16 protein-coding genes are annotated in these 22,141 nt (G+C 71.3%); 12 read left to right on the top strand and 4 right to left on the bottom strand.

The window, feature by feature from the left end; translation table 11 throughout:
• Positions 1-5 precede the first annotated feature (5 nt).
• Positions 6-1,169 (top strand): nicotinate-nucleotide--dimethylbenzimidazole phosphoribosyltransferase, encoded by a 1,164-nt coding sequence (locus CFRA_RS08150; protein ID WP_083666910.1) that lies wholly within the window; start codon positions 6-8, stop codon positions 1,167-1,169.
• A 183-nt stretch (positions 1,170-1,352) separates the two neighbouring features.
• On the opposite strand, the gene CFRA_RS08155 is transcribed toward CFRA_RS08150, so the two are convergent.
• Positions 1,353-2,468 carry a branched-chain amino acid aminotransferase gene (locus CFRA_RS08155; RefSeq protein ID WP_075664238.1) on the bottom strand — a complete coding sequence of 372 codons (1,116 nt, stop codon included), beginning with the start codon at positions 2,466-2,468 and terminating at the stop codon, positions 1,353-1,355.
• A 165-nt stretch (positions 2,469-2,633) separates the two neighbouring features.
• Here CFRA_RS08155 and CFRA_RS08160 point away from each other — a divergent pair, with 165 nt between their 5' ends.
• Positions 2,634-4,235: a leucyl aminopeptidase gene (locus CFRA_RS08160; RefSeq protein ID WP_075664239.1), complete on the top strand. Its 1,602-nt coding sequence runs from the start codon at positions 2,634-2,636 to the stop codon at positions 4,233-4,235.
• 100 nt (positions 4,236-4,335) lie between these two features.
• On the opposite strand, the gene CFRA_RS08165 is transcribed toward CFRA_RS08160, so the two are convergent.
• The gene (locus CFRA_RS08165; RefSeq protein ID WP_075664240.1) at positions 4,336-4,734 is read right to left on the bottom strand and encodes an oxidoreductase; all 399 of its coding nucleotides are present in this window, start codon (positions 4,732-4,734) and stop codon (positions 4,336-4,338) included.
• 143 nt (positions 4,735-4,877) lie between these two features.
• On the opposite strand from CFRA_RS08165, the gene sucB reads away from it, so the two are divergent.
• From sucB to CFRA_RS08205, 7 genes are all read left to right on the top strand, one after another.
• Positions 4,878-6,974: a 2-oxoglutarate dehydrogenase, E2 component, dihydrolipoamide succinyltransferase gene (sucB, locus tag CFRA_RS08170; RefSeq protein ID WP_075664241.1), complete on the top strand. Its 2,097-nt coding sequence runs from the start codon at positions 4,878-4,880 to the stop codon at positions 6,972-6,974.
• Positions 6,975-7,370: 396 nt separating this feature from the next.
• Positions 7,371-10,286: an aminomethyl-transferring glycine dehydrogenase gene (gene gcvP, locus CFRA_RS08175; RefSeq protein WP_075664242.1), complete on the top strand. Its 2,916-nt coding sequence runs from the start codon at positions 7,371-7,373 to the stop codon at positions 10,284-10,286.
• A 37-nt stretch (positions 10,287-10,323) separates the two neighbouring features.
• Positions 10,324-11,433, top strand: a complete 1,110-nt coding sequence (gcvT, locus tag CFRA_RS08180; protein ID WP_075664243.1) for a glycine cleavage system aminomethyltransferase GcvT — start codon at positions 10,324-10,326, stop codon at positions 11,431-11,433.
• Positions 11,434-11,485: 52 nt separating this feature from the next.
• The gene (gene gcvH, locus CFRA_RS08185) at positions 11,486-11,878 is read left to right on the top strand and encodes a glycine cleavage system protein GcvH (protein ID WP_075664244.1); all 393 of its coding nucleotides are present in this window, start codon (positions 11,486-11,488) and stop codon (positions 11,876-11,878) included.
• 75 nt (positions 11,879-11,953) lie between these two features.
• Positions 11,954-12,898, top strand: a complete 945-nt coding sequence (lipB, locus tag CFRA_RS11890) for a lipoyl(octanoyl) transferase LipB (protein ID WP_245797531.1) — start codon at positions 11,954-11,956, stop codon at positions 12,896-12,898.
• A gap of 48 nt (positions 12,899-12,946) precedes the next feature.
• The gene (lipA, locus tag CFRA_RS08200; protein ID WP_075664245.1) at positions 12,947-14,029 is read left to right on the top strand and encodes a lipoyl synthase; all 1,083 of its coding nucleotides are present in this window, start codon (positions 12,947-12,949) and stop codon (positions 14,027-14,029) included.
• A 68-nt stretch (positions 14,030-14,097) separates the two neighbouring features.
• Entirely contained in the window at positions 14,098-14,886 is a 789-nt protein-coding gene (locus CFRA_RS08205; protein WP_075664246.1) for a DUF4191 domain-containing protein, read from the top strand.
• 119 nt (positions 14,887-15,005) lie between these two features.
• Here CFRA_RS08205 and CFRA_RS08210 read toward each other — a convergent pair whose 3' ends face one another.
• Positions 15,006-15,479: an RDD family protein gene (locus CFRA_RS08210; protein ID WP_075664247.1), complete on the bottom strand. Its 474-nt coding sequence runs from the start codon at positions 15,477-15,479 to the stop codon at positions 15,006-15,008.
• 199 nt (positions 15,480-15,678) lie between these two features.
• Here CFRA_RS08210 and glnA point away from each other — a divergent pair, with 199 nt between their 5' ends.
• Positions 15,679-17,115 carry a type I glutamate--ammonia ligase gene (gene glnA / locus CFRA_RS08215; RefSeq protein WP_075664248.1) on the top strand — a complete coding sequence of 479 codons (1,437 nt, stop codon included), beginning with the start codon at positions 15,679-15,681 and terminating at the stop codon, positions 17,113-17,115.
• A 41-nt stretch (positions 17,116-17,156) separates the two neighbouring features.
• Positions 17,157-19,511: an ATP-binding cassette domain-containing protein gene (locus CFRA_RS08220; RefSeq protein WP_075664249.1), complete on the top strand. Its 2,355-nt coding sequence runs from the start codon at positions 17,157-17,159 to the stop codon at positions 19,509-19,511.
• A 51-nt stretch (positions 19,512-19,562) separates the two neighbouring features.
• Here CFRA_RS08220 and CFRA_RS08225 read toward each other — a convergent pair whose 3' ends face one another.
• The gene (locus tag CFRA_RS08225; RefSeq protein WP_075664250.1) at positions 19,563-20,459 is read right to left on the bottom strand and encodes a 2-dehydropantoate 2-reductase; all 897 of its coding nucleotides are present in this window, start codon (positions 20,457-20,459) and stop codon (positions 19,563-19,565) included.
• Between the two features lie 416 nt (positions 20,460-20,875).
• On the opposite strand from CFRA_RS08225, the gene CFRA_RS08230 reads away from it, so the two are divergent.
• A complete protein-coding gene (locus tag CFRA_RS08230) occupies positions 20,876-22,033 on the top strand; it encodes an ornithine cyclodeaminase family protein (protein ID WP_075664251.1) in 1,158 nt (385 codons plus the stop codon).
• Positions 22,034-22,141 lie beyond the last annotated feature (108 nt).

The following is a 22,141-nucleotide window of genomic DNA, read 5'->3' on the forward strand; positions in this document are numbered from 1 at the left end:
CTGGCGTGGCTGACCCGATTTCCGACGCCCCCGGTGGTTCCACCGGCCAGGTCCCTTCCGCCTCCGCCGCGGGCCCGGTGACCTTCGGCGAGGTGACCGCACCCGACACGGCCGCCTACCGGCGGATGCGGCGCCTGCTGCGCAACGCCGCCTCCCCGGCCTCCCCGGTGACCGTGGACGAGCTGGGTCGGCTCGCCGACGTCGCCGCCTTCTTCGCCGCCTGCTCCGGTCAGGTCCCGCCCGGTGAGATCGGCGAGGCCGAGCTCGTGGTCTTCGCCGCCGAGCACGGCGTCGCCGACCGCTTCCGCGCCTGGCACCGCGCCGACGCGACCCGCCGCCTGGCCGAGACGCTGGCCGCGGGCGCCTCGCCGACGACCGTCTTCGCCGAGGCCGCCGGCTGCCACGTCCGGCTCGTCGACGTCGCGTTGCGCGGCACCGTCGACGGCGTGGACGCCAGCGAGCGCGTGCGCAACGGCTGCGGGTTCATCGACGTCGAGGACGCGATGACCGCCGAGGAGTATCAGGCGGCCCTCGAGCTGGGCCGCGACCTGGCCGACGAGGCCGTCGACCGCGGCCGCGGGGTGCTCTCGACCGCGGTGCTGGGCGTGGGCGCGGAGACCGCGGCGCTGGCCGTGCTGGGCGCCGTCACGCGCACCGAGCCGGTGGCACTCTTCGGATTCGGCGCCACCGGCACCGACGACCGGCGCTGGTCGCGCAACGTCACCGTGCTGCGCGACGCGATGTTCCGGGCGCGCGAGGTGGCGGACTCCGTCGGCGACGTGCTGCGCGTGGCCGGCGGCTGCGACCTGGTGGCCGCCGCCGGGTTCATCGCGCAGGCCGCGGTGCGGCGCACCCCGGTCATCCTGGACACGACGGCCTCGGCCGTGGCGGCCGTGTGCGCCGACTCGCTGGCCCCCGGGACCCGCGAGTGGCTGCTGGCCGGCAGGCTCACGCCCGCGCCGGCACACCTGCTGGCGCTGCGGCGGCTGGGTCTGCAGGCGCTCTTCGCCATGAACGCCCCGCTCGGGCTGGGCACCGCGGCCCTGCAGACGCTCCCCGTCGCGCGCGCCGCCGCGCGGATCGCCTCGGGCTGCGAGCTGCCCGAGCCCGAGGGGGCCGGGGAGCCGGGAGAGCTCGAGGAACCGGGTGGTCCGGGCTCCCCCGAGTGACCGACCGGCGCCGGGGTACTGGGGCCGACGTCCACGCGCCCCGCGCCGCGCTCGACCTTCGCGGGCGTCCCGCGCCGCGGAAGAAACACGGCCACGCAAGAGACACGGAAGAGGCCCCGGATCAGTGTGACCCGGGGCCTCGGTCCTTCCGCCGGTTCAGTCTTTCCGCCGATTCTGCGCGGGCTACTTGTCGGCGGGGACCAGCTCGTAGCTCCAGCCGTGGGTGTCCTCGGCCTCACCGTGCTGGATGGAGGTCAGGGCCTCACGCAGCTTCATCGTGACCTCGCCGGCCTCGTTGTCGTTGACGTCGAACTCGCCCTCCTTGGACAGGACGCGGCCGACCGGGGTCAGGACGGCGGCGGTGCCGCAGGCCAGGGCCTCGGTCATCTTGCCGTCGGCGACGTCCTGGCGCCACTGGTCGACGGTGATGCGCTCCTCGGAGGTCTCGTAGCCCAGGTCCTCGGCGACCTGCAGCAGCGAGGCACGGGTGACGCCCGGCAGCAGGGAGCCGGACAGCGCCGGGGTGACCACGCGGACGTTGCCCTCGGCCTCGGTGCCGTAGACGAACATGAGGTTCATGCCGCCCATCTCCTCGATGTACTTGCGCTCGATGGCGTCCAGCCAGACAACCTGGTCGCAGCCCTTCTCGGCGGCCTGGGTCTGGGCCAGCAGGCTGGCCGCGTAGTTGCCGGCGCACTTGGCCGCGCCGGTGCCGCCCGGGGCGGCGCGGACGTAGTCCTCGCAGATCCAGACGCTGACGGGCTTGACCCCGCCGGTGAAGTAGGCGCCCGAGGGCGAGGCGATGAAGTACATTGAGTAGCACTTCGAGGAGTGGACGCCCAGGGTCGGCTCGGTGGCGAACATGACCGGGCGCAGGTAGAGGGAGGCCTCGCCGCCCGCGGCGGGGACCCAGTCACGGTCGACGTCGACGAGCAGGCGGACGGCCTCCAGGAAGTCCTCCTCCGGAAGGCCCGGCATGTTCAGGCGGCGCGCGGAGTTCTGCATGCGGCGCGCGTTCTGCTCGGGGCGGAAGGTGGCGATGGAACCGTCGGGCAGACGGTAGGCCTTCAGCCCCTCGAAGATGGCCTGGCCGTAGTGCAGGACGTTGGCCGCCGGGGAGATGGAGAAGTTGGCGAAGGGGACGACCTCCGCGTTGTGCCAGCCCTTGTCCTCGGTCCACTGGATGTGGACCATGTGGTCGGTGAAGACCTGACCGAAGGCGGGATCCTCGAGGATCTTCTCGCGCTCGGCGTCAGGGGTGGGGTTTTCGGTGCGGTGAATACTGAATTCGAGAGCCATACGGTCACCGTACTCCCCTGCTTTCGGCACGCTCACCAGCGGTGGGACAAAAGGGGGTGCCCCGTCCCATCCAGTGGAACAACAGGGACGCCGAAAACGCGCCCACGCCACGCCGGATAGGCTGGGGTGACCCACGAGACGTCGACAATCAACGGAGGTCACCCCGTGTCCGATTCCGCTCTCCCCGCGACCGGCGCCGTCGCCGCGCCCCGTCAGGGCAAGAAGGTCCCCAAGAAGGCCGAGGCGCTGGTGCTGCCGCTCTTCCGCGCCGGCGGCGAGGCCCCGGCCGACGCCGAGGCCGACGGCGACCGGGAGGAGGCCGAGAAGGCCCCGGTCGCCGCGGCCGGCGAGACCGTCGAGCTGCCCGCGCCGGAGTTCCTCGGCGCCGAGACGCTCGAGGCGCTGCTCGCCCGCATCGAGGCCGTCGGCGCCACCGGCGAGGCCGGCGAGGTCACCCGCGTCGCCGCCCCCGCCGAGGGCGAGACCGGTTACGACGCCGCGCTGCCCGCCGCCGTGATCGCGGTGGGCCTGGGGGCCGCCGACGAGCTCGACGACGAGGTGCTGCGCCGCGCGGCCGGCACCGTCGCCCGCACCCTGACCGCCGCCGAGCCGGAGTTCTCCGCGGTGGCCACCACGCTCGGCGACTTCGGGCTGCGCGCCGCCGTCGAGGGCTGGCTGCTCGGCTCCTACCGCTACACCGGCTTCAAGGCCGCGGGCGCGAAGGCGCCGGGCGTGACCTTCGTGGCCGACTGGAAGGGCGCGAAGAAGGAGTTCGTCGCCGGCCAGGTCACCGCCGAGTCGGCGGTCCTGGTGCGCGACCTGGTCAACACCCCGGCCAACCGCCTCTACCCCGCCGTCTACGCCGACATCCTGGCGGCCACCGCCGAGGAGTACGGCGTCAAGGCGGAGGTGCTCGACGCCAAGGCGCTGCGCAAGCAGGGCTTCGGCGGCGTGCTGGCCGTCGGGCAGGGCTCGGCGCGCGAGCCGCGTGTGGTCGAGCTGCGCTGGAAGCCGAAGAAAAAGAAGAAGTCCACCCCGAAGCTGGCGCTGGTGGGCAAGGGCATCACCTTCGACACCGGCGGCATCTCGCTCAAGCCCGCCAAGACGATGGAGAACATGATCTCCGACATGGGCGGTTCGGCCGCCGCGGCCGCCGCCGTCTTCGCCGCCGCCCGGCTCAACCTCGACGTCGAGGTCACCGCGACGGTGGCGCTGGCGGAGAACATGCCCTCGGGCTCGGCGACGCGCCCGGGCGACGTGATCACCCACTACGGCGGGATCACCTCCGAGATCATCAACACCGACGCGGAGGGGCGCGTGGTCCTGGCCGACGCCATCGCGCGCGCCGCCGAGGGCGAGCCGGACTACCTGGTGGAGACCTCGACGCTGACCGGCGCGCAGATCGTCGCGCTGGGCAACCGCACCGCCGGTGTGATGGGCACCGAGGAGCTGCGCGACCGCGTGGCCGCCCTGGGCCGCGAGATCGGCGAGAACGCCTGGGCCATGCCGCTGCTCGAGGAGCACGAGGAGGCCGTCGTCTCGCCGGTGGCCGACATCCGCAACTCCCCCAACTCGCGCGACGGCGGCATGCTCTACGCCGCGATGTACCTCTCCCGCTTCGTCCCCGAGGGCCTCGAGTGGGCGCACGTGGACGTCGCCGGCCCCTCGTACAACACCGGCGCGCCCCACGGCTACACGCCCAAGCGCGCCACCGGCACCCCGGTGCGCACCTTCATCGCGCTGGCCGAGGAGCTCGCCGCGCGCTGACCGGTCTCGGGCCCCCGGGGCCGGGCCCGTCCGGGCTCGCCCGGGGAGGTCTCGCCCCGTCAGGCCCTGCCCGGCCGGGCCCGGGTCGGATCCCACCCGGTCAGGGAGCCCCCGGGTCCTCGCCGCGCTCGAACCGGGCGCGGCGTTCGCGCTGTTCGGCCCGCTTGCGCAGGATGCGGTCGCGCTCGATGCGCTCGCGCATGCGCTGCGGGTAGCCGGTCTCCTCGACGTCCCAGACGGGCACCCCGAGCAGCTTGGACACGGCGTCGATGCCCTTCGGCCCGCCGATCGGGCGGCGGGTGAACTCGCCGTCGGGGGCGACGAGGACCACCGACATCTCGTTGAGCATCGTCTCCGGTTCGACGAACGCCTCGACCGGCCCGCGGCCCCGGCACCAGGCCACGAGGCGGTCGGCGTCGGCCTTCCGGATCGTGTCGCCGGGGGCGCGGGGCGGGCGCAGGCTGCTTGAGCGGCGCGAGCGGCCGAAGATGTTGAACACGACCTACGATTGTAGGCGACTGCGCCTACCTCCCACCGCGCCCTGGTGGGGCCGTCACACAACACCCCTGTGGGTGACCGGGTACGGTAAAGGGTATTAGTCACAGCATGAACCACACGACTTTCCGAGGAGTCTGACAGAACATGGCGTTCTCCGTAGAGATGCCCGAATTGGGCGAATCCGTCACCGAAGGCACCATCACCCAATGGCTGAAGAACGTCGGCGACACCGTCGCCGAGGATGAGCCGCTGCTCGAGGTCTCCACCGACAAGGTCGACACCGAGATCCCGTCGCCGGCCGCGGGCGTCCTGCTCGAGATCAAGGCGGACGAGGACGACACCGTCGACGTCGGCGACGTCATCGCCGTCATCGGTGAGGAGGGCGAGGAGCCCTCCGGTTCCGACGACTCCGGTAAGGCCGAGGAGAAGGAGGAGCCCGCGGAGGACAAGTCCGAGGGCAAGGACGACGCCGACGGGAAGCCGGCCCCGAAGAAGTCCTCCGGTTCCGGCGACGCCACCGACGTCGCCATGCCCGAGCTCGGCGAGTCCGTCACCGAGGGCACCATCACCCAGTGGCTCAAGAACGTCGGCGACACCGTCGAGGAGGACGAGCCGCTGCTCGAGGTCTCCACCGACAAGGTCGACACCGAGGTCCCCTCCCCGGTCTCCGGCACCCTGCTCGAGATCCTCGCCGAGGAGGACGACACCGTCGACGTCGGCGACGTGATCGCCCGCGTCGGCGACGCCGACGCCGCCCCGGCCTCCGACGATTCCGATGACTCCGACGACGACAAGTCCGAGGAGCCCGAGGAGAAGGACGAGCCCAAGGAGGAGAAGAAGGAGGAGCCGAAGAAGTCCTCCGGTTCCGGCGACGCCACCGACGTCGCCATGCCCGAGCTCGGCGAGTCCGTCACCGAGGGCACCATCACCCAGTGGCTCAAGAACGTCGGCGACACCGTCGAGGAGGACGAGCCGCTGCTCGAGGTCTCCACCGACAAGGTCGACACCGAGGTCCCCTCCCCGGTCTCCGGCACCCTGCTCGAGATCCTCGCCGAGGAGGACGACACCGTCGACGTCGGCGACGTGATCGCCCGCGTCGGCGACGCCGACGCCGCCCCGGCCTCCGACGATTCCGATGACTCCGACGACGACAAGTCCGAGGAGCCCGAGGAGAAGGAGGCACCCAAGGAGGAGAAGAAGGAGGAGCCGAAGGCGGAGAAGTCCGGGGAGAAGGACGAGCCGAAGCAGGAGAAGGCTGAGGCGAAGGAGACCGAGGAGGACAAGGGCGAGAAGAAGTCCGCCACCTCCGGCAAGGTCCCCTACGTCACCCCGCTGGTGCGCAAGCTGGCCGAGAAGCACGGCGTCGACCTGAACACGGTCGAGGGCACCGGCATCGGCGGCCGCATCCGCAAGCAGGACGTGCTGGCCGCCGCCGAGGGCGGCGAGGACGCCGGCGAGGCCAAGCCGGAGAAGAAGGGCTCGGCCGCCTCGACCAAGTCCGTCGACCCGGAGAAGGCCAAGCTGCGCGGCACCACCCAGAAGGCCAACCGCATCCGCCAGGTCACCGCGGCCCGCACCGTGGAGGCCCTGCAGCAGACCGCCCAGCTCACCCAGGTCCACGAGGTCGACATGACCGACGTGGCCGCGCTGCGCAAGGCCAGCAAGCCGGCCTTCCAGGAGAAGTACGGCGTCAACCTGACCTACCTGCCGTTCTTCGCCAAGGCCGTCGTCGAGGCCCTGGTGGCCCACCCGAACGTCAACGCGTCCTACAACGCGGAGACCAAGGAGATCACCTACCACGACGGCGTGAACCTCTCCATCGCCGTGGACACCGAGCAGGGCCTGCTCTCCCCGGTCATCCACGGCGCGGAGAAGCTGAGCCTGCCGGAGCTGGCGAAGGCCATCGTCGACATCGCCGACCGCGCGCGCAACCGCAAGCTGCGCCCGGACGACCTGTCGGGCGGCACCTTCACCATCACCAACATCGGCTCCGAGGGCGCCCTGACCGACACCCCGATCCTGGTGCCGCCGCAGGCGGGCATCATGGGCACCGGCGTGATCTCCAAGCGCCCGGTGGTCGTCTCCGACGACGGCCTGGACTCCATCGCGATCCGCCAGGTCGCCTACCTGCCGCTGACCTACGACCACCAGCTGGTCGACGGCGCGGACGCCGGCCGGTTCATGACCACGGTCAAGGACCGCCTGGAGACCGCGGACTTCGAGGGCGACCTCGACCTCTGATCCACCGCACCGCGCGGCCGGCGCCCACCGGCGCCCCCGCGCGAGGCACCTGACGCCCGTCGGGTGACCGCCCCCACCTCGGAGGGGCGCGTCCCCGGCGGGCGTTCCGCGTCTCCGCCCCGCCACTCCCCCACACCCGGGTGCCCCGTGCCCGGCGCCCGCACACGGCGCACCCCACGACGCCCGGCGTCCCCGCCCCAGCGCACGGGGCGGAAAGCCCGACCGCACACCGGGACCGCGCCCACACCCGTGACTGAAACGTGCTCCCGGTGACACTCCACGGCGGTAGAATTCGGACCAGTCCACACGACGCCGCGCCCCGCGGGCCGTCGGGTCCGCCCGTCCGGTCCGCCCGGCGCGCGTCACCGCACGTCGCGAAGGAGCCCTCAGACCGCCATGACAAGCGCCTACACCTCCCGCCACATCGGCCCCGACCAGAAGGAGACCGCGGCGATGTTGGCCGCGGTGGGCCAACCGGACCTGGAGGCGCTGATCAGTGCGGCCCTGCCCGCGGCCGTCGGCCGCGACAACTCCGACACGGTCCCGGAGATCGGCGAGCCGCTCTCCGAGGCGGACGCCCAGGCCAAGCTGCGCGGTTACGCGGAGGCCAACACGGTCCTGCGCGCCTTCTACGGCCAGGGCTTCTCCGACACTCTGACCCCGCCAGTGATCCGCCGCGGGGTGCTCGAGGACCCGGGCTGGTACACCGCCTACACGCCCTACCAGCCGGAGATCTCCCAGGGCCGCCTTGAGGCCCTGCTCAACTTCCAGACGATGGTCTCCGAGCTGACCGGCCTGCCCGTGGCCAACGCCTCGCTGCTCGACGAGGCGACCTCCGTCGCCGAGGCCGTCGGCCTGATGGCCCGCGCCCAGCGCAAGGGCACCCGCGTGCTGCTCGACTCCCGCCTGCACCCGCAGGTGCTCGCCGTGGCCGCCGAGCGCGCCCGCGCCCTGGCCCTCGAGGTCGAGGTCGGCGACGCGACGGCCCCGCTGGTCGGCGAGGGCTGGGCCGGCTCCGTGATCGCCTACCCGGGCACCGAGGGCGACCTGGTCGACCCGCGCGGCGCGATCGAGGAGATGCACGGCCGCGGCGGCCTGGTCACCCTGGCCTGCGACCTGCTGGCCCTGCAGCTGACCGAGTCGCCGGCCACCCTGGGCGCCGACATCGCCGTCGGCTCCTCCCAGCGCTTCGGCGTGCCGCTCTTCTACGGCGGACCGCACGCGGGCTTCATGTCGGTCACCGACAAGCTCAAGCGCAAGATGCCCGGCCGCCTGGTCGGCGTGTCCAAGGACGCCGCCGGCATGCCCGCCTACCGCCTGGCGCTGCAGACCCGCGAGCAGCACATCCGCCGCGAGCGCGCCACCAGCAACATCTGCACCGCCCAGGCGCTGCTGGCCGTGACCGCCTCGATGTACGCCGTCTACCACGGCGCCGAGGGGCTCAAGGCCATCGCCGGGGACGTCCACGCCCGTGCGGTCGCCTTCGCCGCCGCGATCGAGGCCGCCGAGGACGCCACCGTGCGCCACGCCGACTTCTTCGACACCGTGACCGTCGAGGTGCCCGGTCGCGCCCACGCCGTCACCGACGCCCTGGCCGAGGCCGGCTACCTGGTGCGCCCGCTCGACGACGACGCCGTGGCCGTCTCCTTCGGCGAGTCCGCCACGATTGCCGACGTCGCGGTGCTCGCCGATGCCTTTGGCGCGCCGTCGCCGCGCGACGGCGCCGGGGACGGCGCCGAGGGTGCCGGAACCGCCGCGGGGGCGGACGCGACGTCGGCAAGCATCCCGGAGTCGCTGCGGCGCACCACGCCGACGCTGGAGCACCCGATCTTCCGCTCCATCCACTCGGAGACGCAGATGATGCGCTACCTGCGCCGGCTCTCCGACAAGGACCTCGCGCTGGACCGCACGATGATCCCGCTGGGCTCGTGCACCATGAAGCTCAACCCGGCCGCCGGCATGGAGGCGATCTCCTGGCCCGGCTTCGCGAACGTCCACCCCTACACCCCGGCGCGCTTCACGCCCGGCTGGAAGGCGCTCATCGACGAGCTGACCGGCTGGCTGGTGGACATCACCGGCTACGCGGCGGTCTCGCTGCAGCCCAACTCCGGCTCCATGGGTGAGCTGGCGGGGCTTTTGGCCATCCGCCGCTACCACGTCTCGCGCGGCGACCACGAGCGCGACATCTGCCTGGTGCCCTCCTCCGCGCACGGCACCAACGCGGCCTCGGCGGCGCTGGCGCACCTGAAGGTCGTCGTGGTCGACAGCGCCGAGGACGGCTCGATCGACGTCGAGGACCTGAAGGCCAAGCTGGACAAGCACGGCGAGCACGTCGCGGCGATCATGATCACCTACCCGTCGACGCACGGCGTCTTCGAGGAGAACGTCACCCACGTCTGCGACCTGGTCCACGGCGTGGGCGGGCAGGTCTACATCGACGGCGCGAACATGAACGCGCTGTCGGGCATCGCGCGCCCGGGCCGCTTCGGCGGCGACGTCAGCCACCTGAACCTGCACAAGACCTTCTCCATCCCGCACGGCGGCGGTGGCCCGGGTGTGGGCCCCATCGGCGTCGCCGAGCACCTGGTCGACTTCCTGCCGACCGACCCGACGACCGCCGGGGTGGGCCCGGCCGCCGTCGACGAGGGTGTGCCGATGGTGGGCACCCTCTTCGGCTCCGCCGGCGTGCTGCCGATCAGCTGGGCCTACCTGGCCATGAGCGGCACCCAGGGCCTGCGGCGCAACTCCGCGCACGCGATCCTGGCGGCCAACTACGTCGCCGAGGAGCTCCACGGGTCCTTCCCGGTGCTCTACACCGGCCCCTCCGGGCTCGTCGCCCACGAGTGCATCCTGGACCTGCGCGAGCTGACGGACGCCTCCGGGGTCACGGCCGCCGACGTGTGCAAGCGCCTGGTCGACTACGGCTTCCACGCGCCGACCCTGGCCTTCCCGGTCGCCGGCACGCTGATGGTCGAGCCGACCGAGTCCGAGGACCTCGGCGAGCTGGACCGCTTCATCACCGCGATGCGCTCCATCCGCGCCGAGATCCAGGAGATCATCGACGGCAAGGTCTCCCACGAGGAGTCGGTGCTGGCCCAGGCGCCGTTCACCGCCGCGGCCGTGGGCGCCGACGAGTGGCCGCACCCGTTCACCCGCCGCCAGGCGGCCTGGCCGGTCGACTCGCTGTACCGCGACAAGTACTTCCCGCCGGTGCGCCGCATCGACGAGGCCTACGGCGACCGCCACCTCGTCTGCTCCTGCCCGCCGCCGGAGGCCTTCGACGTCTCCGGCGACGAGGACGCCGAGGCCTGACGCGCACCGACCCACCCGAACCACCACGAGGAGAGCAATGACCGAGTCCAAGCACAGTCCGCTGGCCTCCCGGCACGAAGAGCTGGGCGCCACCTTCACCGACTTCGGCGGCTGGCAGATGCCGCTGAAGTACGGCAACGAGCTCGACGAGCACCGCGCCGTGCGCGGGGCCGCCGGCATCTTCGACCTGTCCCACATGGGCGAGCTGCGCGTGCGCGGCGCCCAGGCCGCCGAGTTCCTCGACTACGCGCTCATCTCGAAGCTCTCGGCGATGAAGGTCGGCAAGGCGAAGTACTCCATGGTCGTCGACGCCGACGGCGGCGTGATCGACGACCTGATCACCTACCGCCTCGGCGAGGAGGAGTTCCTCGTCGTGCCCAACGCCGCGAACACCCCGCACGTCGCGGCCGCCTTCGCCGAGCGCGCCGAGGGCTTCGACGTGGAGATCGCCGACGAGACCGAGGCGACGGCCCTGGTGGCCGTGCAGGGCCCGGACTCCGAGGGGATCGTGCGCCGGCTCGTGGCCGAGGCCGACCACGCCGCCGTCGCCGAGCTGCGCTACTACGCCGGGGTGCCGTTGACCGTGGCGGGCGTGGAAAACGTCCTGGTCGCGCGCACCGGCTACACCGGCGAGGACGGCTTCGAGCTGATCTTCCCCGCCGAGCACGCCGAAAAGGTCTGGGACGCGGCCGTCGCCGCCGGCGGCGAGGGGCTGACCCCCTGCGGCCTGGCCGCGCGCGACTCGCTGCGCCTCGAGGCGGCCATGCCGCTCTACGGCCACGAGCTCTCCCGCGAGGTGACCCCGCTGGCCGCCGGGCTCGGCGTGCTGGTGAGCAAGAAGAAGGAGGGCGACTTCTTCGGGCGCGTGCTTGTCGACGCCGCGCCGCCCGCCCGGGTGCTCGTCGGTTTCACCTCCGGGCAGCGCCGCGCCGCCCGCGAGGGCGCGACCGTGGTCAACTCCGACGGCGAGGAGGTGGGCACCGTGACCTCCGGCCAGCCCTCCCCGACCCTGGGCCACCCGATCGCGCTGGGCTACATCGACCGTGGGCTGGCCGAGCCCGGCACCGAGGTCACCATGGTCATCCGCGGCCGCGAGTACCCCTTCACCGTCGCCGAGACCCCCTTCTACTCCCGCAAGCGCAACTGAGCGCCCGCGCACCGATAAGCTTGCCTCCAGGCACCACCAGAAAGGTTTTCCCATGAGCTCCCTGCCCGAGAACTTCTCCTACTCCGCCGAGCACGAGTGGATCGACGCCGCCGCCGACGAGGCGGTGGGCAAGACCGTCAAGGTCGGCGTGACCTCCGTGGCCACCGAGCGCCTCGGCGAGGTCGTCTTCGCCGAGCTGCCCGAGGTCGGCGACACCGTCACCGCCGGCGAGCCCTGCGGCGAGATCGAGTCCACCAAGTCGGTCTCCGACCTCTACTCGCCCGTCACCGGCACCGTCACCGCCGTCAACGAGGACGTGCACGACAACTACGAGGTCATCAACGACGACCCGTTCGGCGAGGGATGGCTCTACGAGGTCGAGGTCGACGAGGTCGGCGAGCTCGTCGACGCCGCGACCTACGCCTCCAACAACGGCGTCGAGTAACGCCTTCCCCGACCCTCTGCCCCGCAGGGCCCGGCGCCGTCGGCGTCGGGCCCTGCGCGTAACCTGAGACACATCATGACCGCGCCACGTGACCCGTTCTTCCCCGCCGACCGCTCCATCCGTTCCTCCTCCGAGCCGCCGGAGATCCGCAGGCTCGGCACGGTGGACTACCTCGAGGCCTGGCACCTGCAGGCCGACCTCGCCGCCGCCCGCCACCGCGGGGAGATCGGCGACGTGATCCTCGTGCTCGAGCACCCGAGCACCTACACCGCCGGCAAGCGCACGCAGCCGGAGGACCTGCCCGACAACGGCCTGCCGGTCATCGACGTCGACCGCGGCGGGCGCATCACCTGGCACGGCGAGGGACAGCTGGTGGTCTACCCCATCATCGAGCTGGCCGACCCCGTCGACGTGGTCGACTACGTGCGCCGCCTCGAGGAGGCGCTCATCCAGACGGTGCGCCGCGTGGGCGTGCCGGGCGCGGGCCGCATCGACGGCCGCTCGGGGGTGTGGGTGCCCGCCGACCCCGACGACGCCGGCGGGCACGTCTCCACCGAACCCGGCGCGCTGCCGGGCACGATCCTCACCACGGGTGCGGGCGCTGACGCCCCCGCACCGGAGGGGAACGAATCCGCACCCGGGAGTGCGGCCGCACCGGAGGCGAGAGCGGCCGGCGACGGGGCGGGTGCCTCGCTGCACCGGCCGGACCGGAAGGTCGCGGCCCTCGGCATCCGTGTCACCCACGGGGTGACCATGCACGGGCTGGCCCTGAACTGCTCGAACACCCTGGAGTACTACCACCACATCGTCCCGTGCGGCATCCGGGACGCCGGGGTGACCACGCTCTCCGAGGAGCTGGGCCGCGACGTCAGCGTCGAGGAGATGACCGAGCCGCTGCTCGGCGACCTCGTCGACGCTCTCGAGGGTCGGCTGCGCGTGGCCGACCACTCCTTCGGATCCGCGCCGGACCCCACCAAGGGCCTGCCGCACCGCAACCACGCCCACCGCGCGCACCACTGACGCGAGGGGCGATGTTGACCATGACCACAAATATGTAAGGTTGAGTCCGTGACTACTTCAGCACCGGAAGGACGCAGGTTGCTGCGCATCGAGGCGCGCAACTCGAAGACCCCGATCGAGCACAAGCCCCGCTGGATCCGCAACCAGGTCAAGAACGGGCCGCAGTACCAGGACATGAAGAACCGTGTCCAGGGCGCCGAGCTGCACACCGTCTGTCAGGAGGCCGGTTGCCCCAACATCCACGAGTGTTGGGAGTCGCGCGAGGCGACGTTCCTGATCGGCGGCGCCAACTGCTCGCGGCGTTGTGACTTCTGCATGATCAACTCCGCCAAGCCGGAGCCGCTGGACCGCGACGAGCCGCGCCGTGTGGCCGAGTCCGTGCGCGACATGAAGCTGAACTACTCGACGATCACGGGTGTCACGCGCGACGACCTGCCCGACGAGGGCGCCTGGCTCTACGCCGAGGTCGTCCGCCAGATCCACGAGCTCAACCCGCACACCGGCGTGGAGAACCTCACCCCGGACTTCTCCGGCAAGCCGGACCTGCTCGCCGAGGTCTTCGAGGCCCGCCCCGAGGTCTTCGCGCACAACGTCGAGACCGTGCCGCGCATCTTCAAGCGCATCCGCCCGGCGTTCCGCTACGAGCGCTCGCTGGAGGTCATCCGCGCCGCCCGCGACTTCGGGCTGATCACCAAGTCCAACCTGATCCTGGGCATGGGCGAGACCTACGACGAGGTCATCGAGGCCCTGCGCGACCTGCACTCGGCCGGCTGCGACATCATCACCATCACCCAGTACCTGCGCCCGGGCCCGCTGTACCACCCGATCGACCGGTGGGTGAAGCCCGAGGAGTTCGTCGCCTACTCCGACGCCGCCTACGAGATGGGCTTCGGCGCGGTCATGTCCGGCCCCCTGGTGCGCTCCTCCTACCGCGCCGGGCGTCTCTACGCCCAGGCGATGGAGGCCCGTGGCCTGGAGCTGCCGGAGAACCTGAGCCACCTCAAGGAGACCTCGCAGGGCTCAACCGCCCAGGAGGCGAGCACCCTGCTGGACAAGTACGGCCCCTCCGAGGACGCCGACTCCACGGTCGTCTCCGCCGAGTCGCGCCGCCACGCGCACGCGCGCGCCTGATCCCGCGGTTAACCCGCGGACCATGGGCCCCGGCCTCGCGCCGGGGCCCATCCCCTATTGTTGAGGGCATGGCAGACGCGAAGAAGGCCGCGGACAAGGCGGCGAAGAAGGAAGAGTCGAAGGCCAAGCGCGCCAAGCGCAGGCAGAACGTCACCCAGCTGTGGCAGGCCTTCAACATCCAGCGCAAGCAGGACAAGTGGCTGATCCCGCTGATGCTGCTGGCCGTCGTCGTCCCGGCGGTGCTGCTCTTCGTCATCGGCTCGTTCACCGGTGGCAGGTGGTTCATGCTCGTCATCGGCCTGCTGCTCGGCGTCCTCGCCGCGCTGTGGGTGATGACCCGCCGCATCGAGAGCTCCGTCTACGACAAGGCGCAGGACTCCCCCGGCGCCGCCGGCTGGGCGCTGGAGAACATGCGCAACACCGTCGGCGTCGTCTGGTTCACCAAGACCTCGGTGGCCATGACCACCCATCTCGACGCCGTGCACCGCGTCGTCGGCGTGCCGGGCATCGTGCTCGTCGGCGAGGGCGAGCCGCACCGCCTCAAGCCGCTGATGGCCCAGCAGAAGCGCCGCCTCAACCGCCTGGTCGGCGGCGTGCCGGTCTACGAGCTCTTCGTCGGCGACGGCGAGGGCCAGGTGCCGCTCAAGCGCCTGCAGCGCGAGATGATCAAGCTGCCGCGCAACTACAAGAAGAACGACGTCTACCCCATCAACGCCCGCATCGAGGCGATGGACAACCACGGCGCCGGGGCCAACCCGATGGCCGGCCTGCCCAAGGGCCCGCTGCCCAAGGGCGCGAAGGTCTCGGGCATGAACCGCCGCGCCCGCCGCGCCCAGGAGCGCAACAAGAACAAGTAACGCGCGTCCGCCGCTCACGCGGCCCCAGACAGACGGAGACCCCGCCGGGAGAAGCACTCCCCCGGCGGGGTCTTCGCCACGTCGCGCCGCGCGACGTCGTCAATCTTTTCTGCGAACGCCTAGCCGCGGATGACCGCGGTGCCGGTGACGCGGTCGTGGACGCCGCGCCCGTCGGAGTCGACCATGGCGGCCAGGAAGATCGTGCCGGTCATCAGCACGCGCACCGCCGAGCGCCACAGGCCGACGCGCTGGCCGGGCTCGTCGACGCGCGCGACGCCCATGCCGAGCACCGCCTGGCCGGGCGTGCGCGCGAAGAACAGGCACGAGGCGAAGCCGAGCAGCAGGAAGTACAGGTAGGTGTAGGTCGCCGTGCCCAGCCACTCGGAGAACATGTGGGTGAAGCCGCCGAGGATCCAGCAGATCACCCAGTCGATGAGCACGCCGCCCGCGCGGCGGGTGACGCTCGCCAGGGCGCCCGGGCCGTGCTCCGGCAGTCCCAGCAGCTCGCCGGGGTAGGCGGAGACGCGGGACTCGCTCTCGTACTCGGAGGGGATCGCCGGCCCGTCGAGCCAGCTGCGGCGCGGTTGAGTCATGCCCACCAGGCTAATGCACGCCCGAAACCGCGGGGGTGGCCGGTGCCCCGTGCGCGACGTTCGCGCGATACCCTGGACGGGTGAGCCCGTCGCGGACGGAAGAATTTTTAGTCGCGCGACAGTTAACCCCCTATACTCGGGCCCACGAACCGTCCGCCCTGCGCCGCAGAGCGCAGAACATCCCTGGCAAGGAGAGACCGTGGCCTTCAATTCGACCGAAGACGTCCTGAAGTTCATCAAAGACGAGGAGGTCGAGTTCGTCGACGTCCGTTTCACCGACGTCCCCGGTGTCGAACAGCACTTCACCATCCCCGCAGACCTCTTCGACGAGGACGCGATCGAGGAGGGCCTCGCCTTCGACGGCTCATCGATCCGCGGGTTCACCACCATCGACGAGTCCGACATGAACCTCCTGCCGGACCTGGCCACGGCCAAGATCGACCCGTTCCGCACCTCGAAGACGCTGAACATCCAGTTCTTCGTCCACGACCCGTTCACCCGCGAGCCGTTCTCGCGCGACCCGCGCAACGTCGCCCGCAAGGCCGAGGAGTACCTGGCCGCCACCGGCATCGCCGACACCTGCAGCTTCGGCCTCGAGGCCGAGTTCTACCTCTTCGACAAGGTGCGCTACTCCACCGAGATCAACAAGGCCTTCTTCGAGGTCGACTCGGAGGAGGGCTGGTGGAACCGCGGCGAGGAGACCAACCCGGACGGCACCCCGAACCTGGGCCAGCAGACCCGCGTCAAGGGCGGCTACTTCCCGGTGCCGCCGTACGACCGCACCACCGAGGCCCGCGACGCCATGGTGCGCGTGCTCAAGGACTCCGGCTTCGACATCGAGCGCTTCCACCACGAGGTTGGCACCGGCGGCCAGCAGGAGATCAACTACCGCTTCAACACCCTGCTGCACGCGGCGGACGACCTGCAGACCTTCAAGTACATCGTCAAGAACACCGCGCACCGCATGGGCCAGGCCGCGACCTTCATGCCCAAGCCGCTCGCCGGTGACAACGGCTCCGGCATGCACGCCCACCAGTCGCTGTGGAAGGACGGCAAGCCGCTGTTCCACGACGAGTCCGGTTACGCGGGCCTCTCGGACACCGCCCGCTACTACATCGGCGGCATCCTCTCCCACGCCCCGGCCGTGCTGGCGTTCACCAACCCGACGCTGAACTCCTACCACCGCCTGGTGCCCGGCTTCGAGGCCCCGATCAACCTGGTCTACTCGCAGCGCAACCGCTCGGCGGCCGTGCGCATCCCGATCACCGGCTCCAACCCCAAGGCCAAGCGCATCGAGTTCCGCGCCCCGGACCCCTCGGGCAACCCGTACCTGGGCCTGGCCGCGATGATGCTCGCCGGCCTCGACGGCATCAAGAACCGCATCGAGCCGCACGCCCCGGTGGACAAGGACCTCTACGAGCTGCCGCCCGAGGAGGCCAAGTCCATCCCGCAGGCGCCGACCTCGCTGGAGGCCTCGCTGAAGGCCCTCGAGGAGGACAACGAGTTCCTCACCGAAGGCGACGTCTTCACCGAGGACCTGGTGGACACCTACATCAGCTACAAGTACGACAACGAGATCACCCCGGTGCGCCTGCGGCCGACCCCGCAGGAGTTCGAGATGTACTTCGACTGCTAGACGGCGCGCGGAGGTCGTGGCGCGACGGTAGGCTCGCGCGGGTGAATGAGCCCGCGAAGCCCGCCGACGCCCACGACCTCATTTCTGTGCGCGGAGCCAACGAGAACAACCTGCGCCACGTCAGCCTGGACATCCCGAAGCGGCGCCTGACCGTCTTCGCCGGGGTCTCCGGCTCCGGGAAATCCTCCCTGGTCTTCGACACCGTCGCCGCCGAGTCGCGGCGGCTGATCAACGACACCTACTCGACCTTCGTGCAGGGCTTCATGCCCACGCTCGCGCGCCCGGACGTCGACGCGCTCGAGGGGCTGACCACCGCGATCGTCGTCAGTCAGGAGCAGCTGGGCGCCAACCCGCGCTCCACCGTCGGCACGGCCACCGACGTCACCGCGATGCTGCGCGTGCTCTACTCGCACATCGCCGAGCCCAACGCCGGCGGCCCCGGCGCCTACTCCTTCAACGTGCCCAGCGTCAGCGGCGGCGGCGCGATTACCGACGCCCGCGGGCGCAAGAAGGTGCTGAAGAACTTCCGGCGTACGGGTGGCATGTGCCCGACGTGCGAGGGCACCGGCTGGGCGGGGGTGTTCGACGTCGACGAGGTGGTGGACGCGGCGCTCTCCCTCGACGACGGCGCCGTGAAGGTGCCCGGCTACAAGCCCGGCTCCTGGAGCCTGCGCCAGTACGCCGACTCCGGCCTCTACCCCACCGACGTGCCGGTCGGGGAGTTCACCGACGAGCAGCGCGACCTGCTGCTGTGGGCCGAGCCGCGACGGATGAACTACCTGGGGCACAACTCCACCTACGAGGGGCTGATCCCGAAGCTGACCAAGTCGGTGCTCACCAAGGAGCGCTCGGGGCTGCAGAAGGCGATGCGCGAGTTCGTCGACCGCGCGGTGACCATGGGGCCCTGCCCGGACTGCGGCGGCACGCGCCTGGCGCCGCACGCGCTCGAGTCGCGGATCGCGGGAAAGAACATCGCCGAGCTGTGCGCGATGGAGGTCCGCGAGCTCGCCGGGTGGCTCGGCGGGCTCGACGCCCCGTCCTCGGCTCCGCTGGTGCGGGCGATCCGGGAGACGCTGGACAACTTCGTCACCGTCGGCCTGGGCTACCTCACGCTCGACAGGCCTGCCTCGACGCTCTCGGGCGGCGAGGCGCAGCGCATCAAGATGATCCGCCACGTCGGCTCCGCGCTCAGCGACGTCACCTACGTCTTCGACGAGCCCACCGCGGGCCTGCACCCGGCCGACGTGGAGCGCCTGGACACGCTGCTGCTCAGACTGCGGGACAAGGGCAACACGGTGCTGGTGGTCGAGCACCGCCCGCAGACCATCGAGATCGCCGACCGCGTCGTCGAGCTCGGCCCGGGCGCGGGCTCGGCCGGCGGCGAGATCGTCTTCGAGGGCACCGTCGACGAGCTGCGCCGCGCCGACACCGTCACCGGCCGGCACATGGACGTCGGCTACGAGCTCAAGGCCGACGCGGAGTGCCGCCCCGGCGACGGGGTGCTGGAGATCCGCGGGGCGGCGACGAACAACCTGCACGACCTCGACGTGGACGTGCCGCGCGGGACGCTGACGGCGATCACGGGCGTGGCCGGCTCCGGCAAGTCCTCGCTGCTGGCGGCGATCGAGCCGGACGAGAAGACCGTGTGGGTCGACCAGTCGCCCATCTCCGGCTCGCGGCGGTCCAACCCGGCGACCTACACCGGGGCGCTGGACCCGATCCGCAAGGCCTTCGCCAAGGAGAACGGGGTCAAGCCCGCGCTCTTCTCCCCCAACTCCGACGGCGCGTGCCAGAACTGCAACGGCGCCGGGGTGGTCTACGTGGACTTAGGCTTCATGCAGGGCGTGGACGTGCCCTGCGAGGTCTGCGAGGGCCGGCGCTTCGACGCGGCGGTGCTCGAGCACCGCTTCGGAGGGCTGGACATCGCCGAGGTCCTCGACCTGCCGGCCGCCGAGGCCGCGGGGTTCTTCGCCGACGCCGACCACCGCGTGCCGGCCGCGGCACGGATCGCGGGCTATCTGGTGGATGTGGGCTTGGGCTACGTGCGCCTGGGGCAGCCGCTGACGACCCTCTCGGGCGGCGAGCGGCAGCGGCTCAAGCTGGCCTCGCACCTCAACGAGAAGGCCACGCTCTTCGTCCTCGACGAGCCGACGACGGGCCTGCACGTCGCCGACGCGGGCGTGCTGGTCGGACTCTTCGACCGGCTGGTCGACGCCGGGGCGACGGTGATCGTCGTCGAGCACAACCCGGCGGTGATCACGCGCGCGGACCACGTCATCGACCTGGGCCCGGGCGCGGGTTCCGACGGCGGGCGCGTGGTCGCCGAGGGCACGCCGCGCGACGTCGCGGCGAACGCGGACTCGGCGACGGGGCGCTACCTCGCGCGGTTTGCGTGAGGGGGCGGGGCCGGTGCCCCGCGCGCCGGCACGGAGCCTCGGCGAAGAACCTCAGTCACGCCCGAAGCGCGCCTCGAGGATTCCCTGCAGCTGGTCGAAGAGCGGTGTGGGCTCCTTGTACCGCTCCCCGAGCCGGCGCACGGCCCCGGCCTGCGAGTCCAGCTCGTTGACTCGTCCGGCGAGGTAGTCGCGCTGCATCGAGGTCGTGGCCTCCGCGTCGAGCGAGTCGGCGAAGCCCAGCTGGCGGGCCACCGCGTCGTCGGGCAGGTCCACCCCGCTGGCCCAGGCCACACGCGCGGCCTCCTCGAGCAGCGCGGTGTACTGGTCGCGCAGCTCGGTGCGCACGTAGCCCAGCGGGCGCTCGGCCGCCGCGCCCAGCGCGCCGAACGGGGTGACGAACATGGCCTTCGTCCACACGTCGACCCAGATGTCCGGGTAAACCTTGGCGGGGATGCCGGCGTCGGTGAGCAGGCGCGCGAGTGCGTCGACGCGCTCGTCGGGCTCCCCGTCGAAGGTACCCACGTGGTAGTTCAACGGGCCGTCGGCAAGCTCGACCACGCCGGGGCCGCGGTGGATCATGAAGCCGCGCACCACGCCCGGCCACACGTGCCCGGCGCCGAAGGCATCGGCGGCCAGGTGCGGGACCTCGACGGAGTTCTGGGTCAGCGCCACCGGCACCCCCTCGGGCACGCCGGGGAACTTCTCCTGCCCGGGCAGCACCTTGGTGGCGAGCACGGCGACGTCGACGTCGCCGAGCTCGTCGAAGCTCTCGGCCGCGGGAACCTGGACCGTCAGCTCCCCGCCGCCGTGGATGAGGGTGAGTCCCTCGCCGTTGATCCGTTCCAGGGTCTCGCCCCGGGCGACGACGGCGACGTCCGCGCCCGATTCCGCCAGCCGGGCCGCGAACAGGCCGCCGACCGCGCCGGCGCCAATAATTCCGATACGCATGGCCAACAGCCTATCGCCCGAAGCGGGCCGCGGGGCCGGTTTCAGCACGATCACCCCTCCCGCCCCCGGGGTTTGAACCCGCCCCAGGGTGCCGGATACGCCCAATCACCCCCGTTAATGGGTATACGTTCACCATGCATATATTTCATGCCTCAACAGGGGGTTAGCGCCCGATCAGCGAATTTTCACAAACGTGTACTGGATTTATGCGTTAACGTGAATGACGGCGGTTGAGAGATCGTCCGGCGGACGAACTAGCCAATCAGGCAGGGACGCCACGCGCCGAACGGCCGACGGGGCGCGCCCCGGGTGAGAGCCCGAGCAGGCGCTGCCCCGGAAACCGGAGACCCCGCCGAGCCGGATAACACCCCGGCCGAGGCGCGTCGCGCCCTGCCGCACCCACGGAAAGTTATCGCGTGACCTCTGGATTCCCCGAAGCTCCCCGCATCGACTTCCTCTACCTCTCCGAGCCCGACATGATCGAGGCCGGCGTGACCGACTCCGCGGCCTGCGTGTCGGCGATGGAGGAGGTCCTGATCCTCCTGGCCAACGGCGACTACCGGATGGCCGGTGCCTCCGCGAACTCGCACGGCGCCCAGATCAACTTCCCCGCGAACCCCGAGCACGAGGGCATGCCGGCCGACGGCCCGGACCGCCGCTTCATGGCGATGCCCGCCTACCTGGGCGGACGCTTCCGCAGCGCCGGCGTGAAGTGGTACGGCTCCAACGTGGAGAACCGCGAGCACGGCCTGCCGCGCTCCATCCACGTCTTCGTGCTCAACGACGCCGTCACCGGCGCACCGAAGGCCATCATGTCCGCCAACCTGCTCTCCGCCTACCGCACCGGCGCCGTGCCGGGCGTCGGCGTCAGGCACCTGGCCGTCGAGAACGCCGAGACCGTCGGCGTGATCGGGCCCGGCGTCATGAGCCGCACGATCTTCGCCGCCGCGGTCTCCCAGCGCCCGTCGATCAACAAGGTCAAGATCAAGGGCCGCAGCGAGGGCTCGACCAAGCGGGCGGCGGACTGGTTCCGCGGGAACTTCCCGGACGTCGCCGTCGAGATCGTCGACAGCGAGCAGGCCGCCATCGAGGGCTCGGACATCGTCATCGCCGGCACGTCGACCTCGGACGAGGGCCCGTCGGGCTTCCCCTACTTCAAGCGCGAGTGGATCAAGCCGGGCGCGCTGCTGCTCATGCCGGCCGCCGCCCGCCTGGACGACGACTTCATCACCTCCGACGAGGCCAACCTGGTGCTCGACTTCGACGGCCTCTACCGCGAGTGGTTCCACGAGAACGGCCCGGACGTCACTTACGAGCAGCTGCTGGGCATCCCCGGCAACCGCTGGTGGGACATGTGCGAGGAGGGCACGCTGCCGGCCGAGAAGCTGGTCAACATGGGCGACATCGCCCAGGGCAAGGCCCCGGGCCGCGAGAACGACGAGCAGATCTTCTGCTACTCCATCGGCGGCATGCCCGTCGAGGACGTCGCGTGGGCCCACGACCTCTACGAGCACGCGCTCGAGAAGGGCATCGGCACCAAGCTCAACCTCTGGGAGAACCCGGTCCTCTCCTGAGGCCCGTTCCCCGCCCGCCGGGTGAGGCCCCGTCACACCCGACCGGGGGCCTCGCCCGGCGCGCATCATTAGCCTGTGGATATAAGCACACCTGCACCCGACGCTTCC

This window comes from Corynebacterium frankenforstense DSM 45800, assembly GCF_001941485.1.
Classification (GTDB): domain Bacteria; phylum Actinomycetota; class Actinomycetes; order Mycobacteriales; family Mycobacteriaceae; genus Corynebacterium; species Corynebacterium frankenforstense.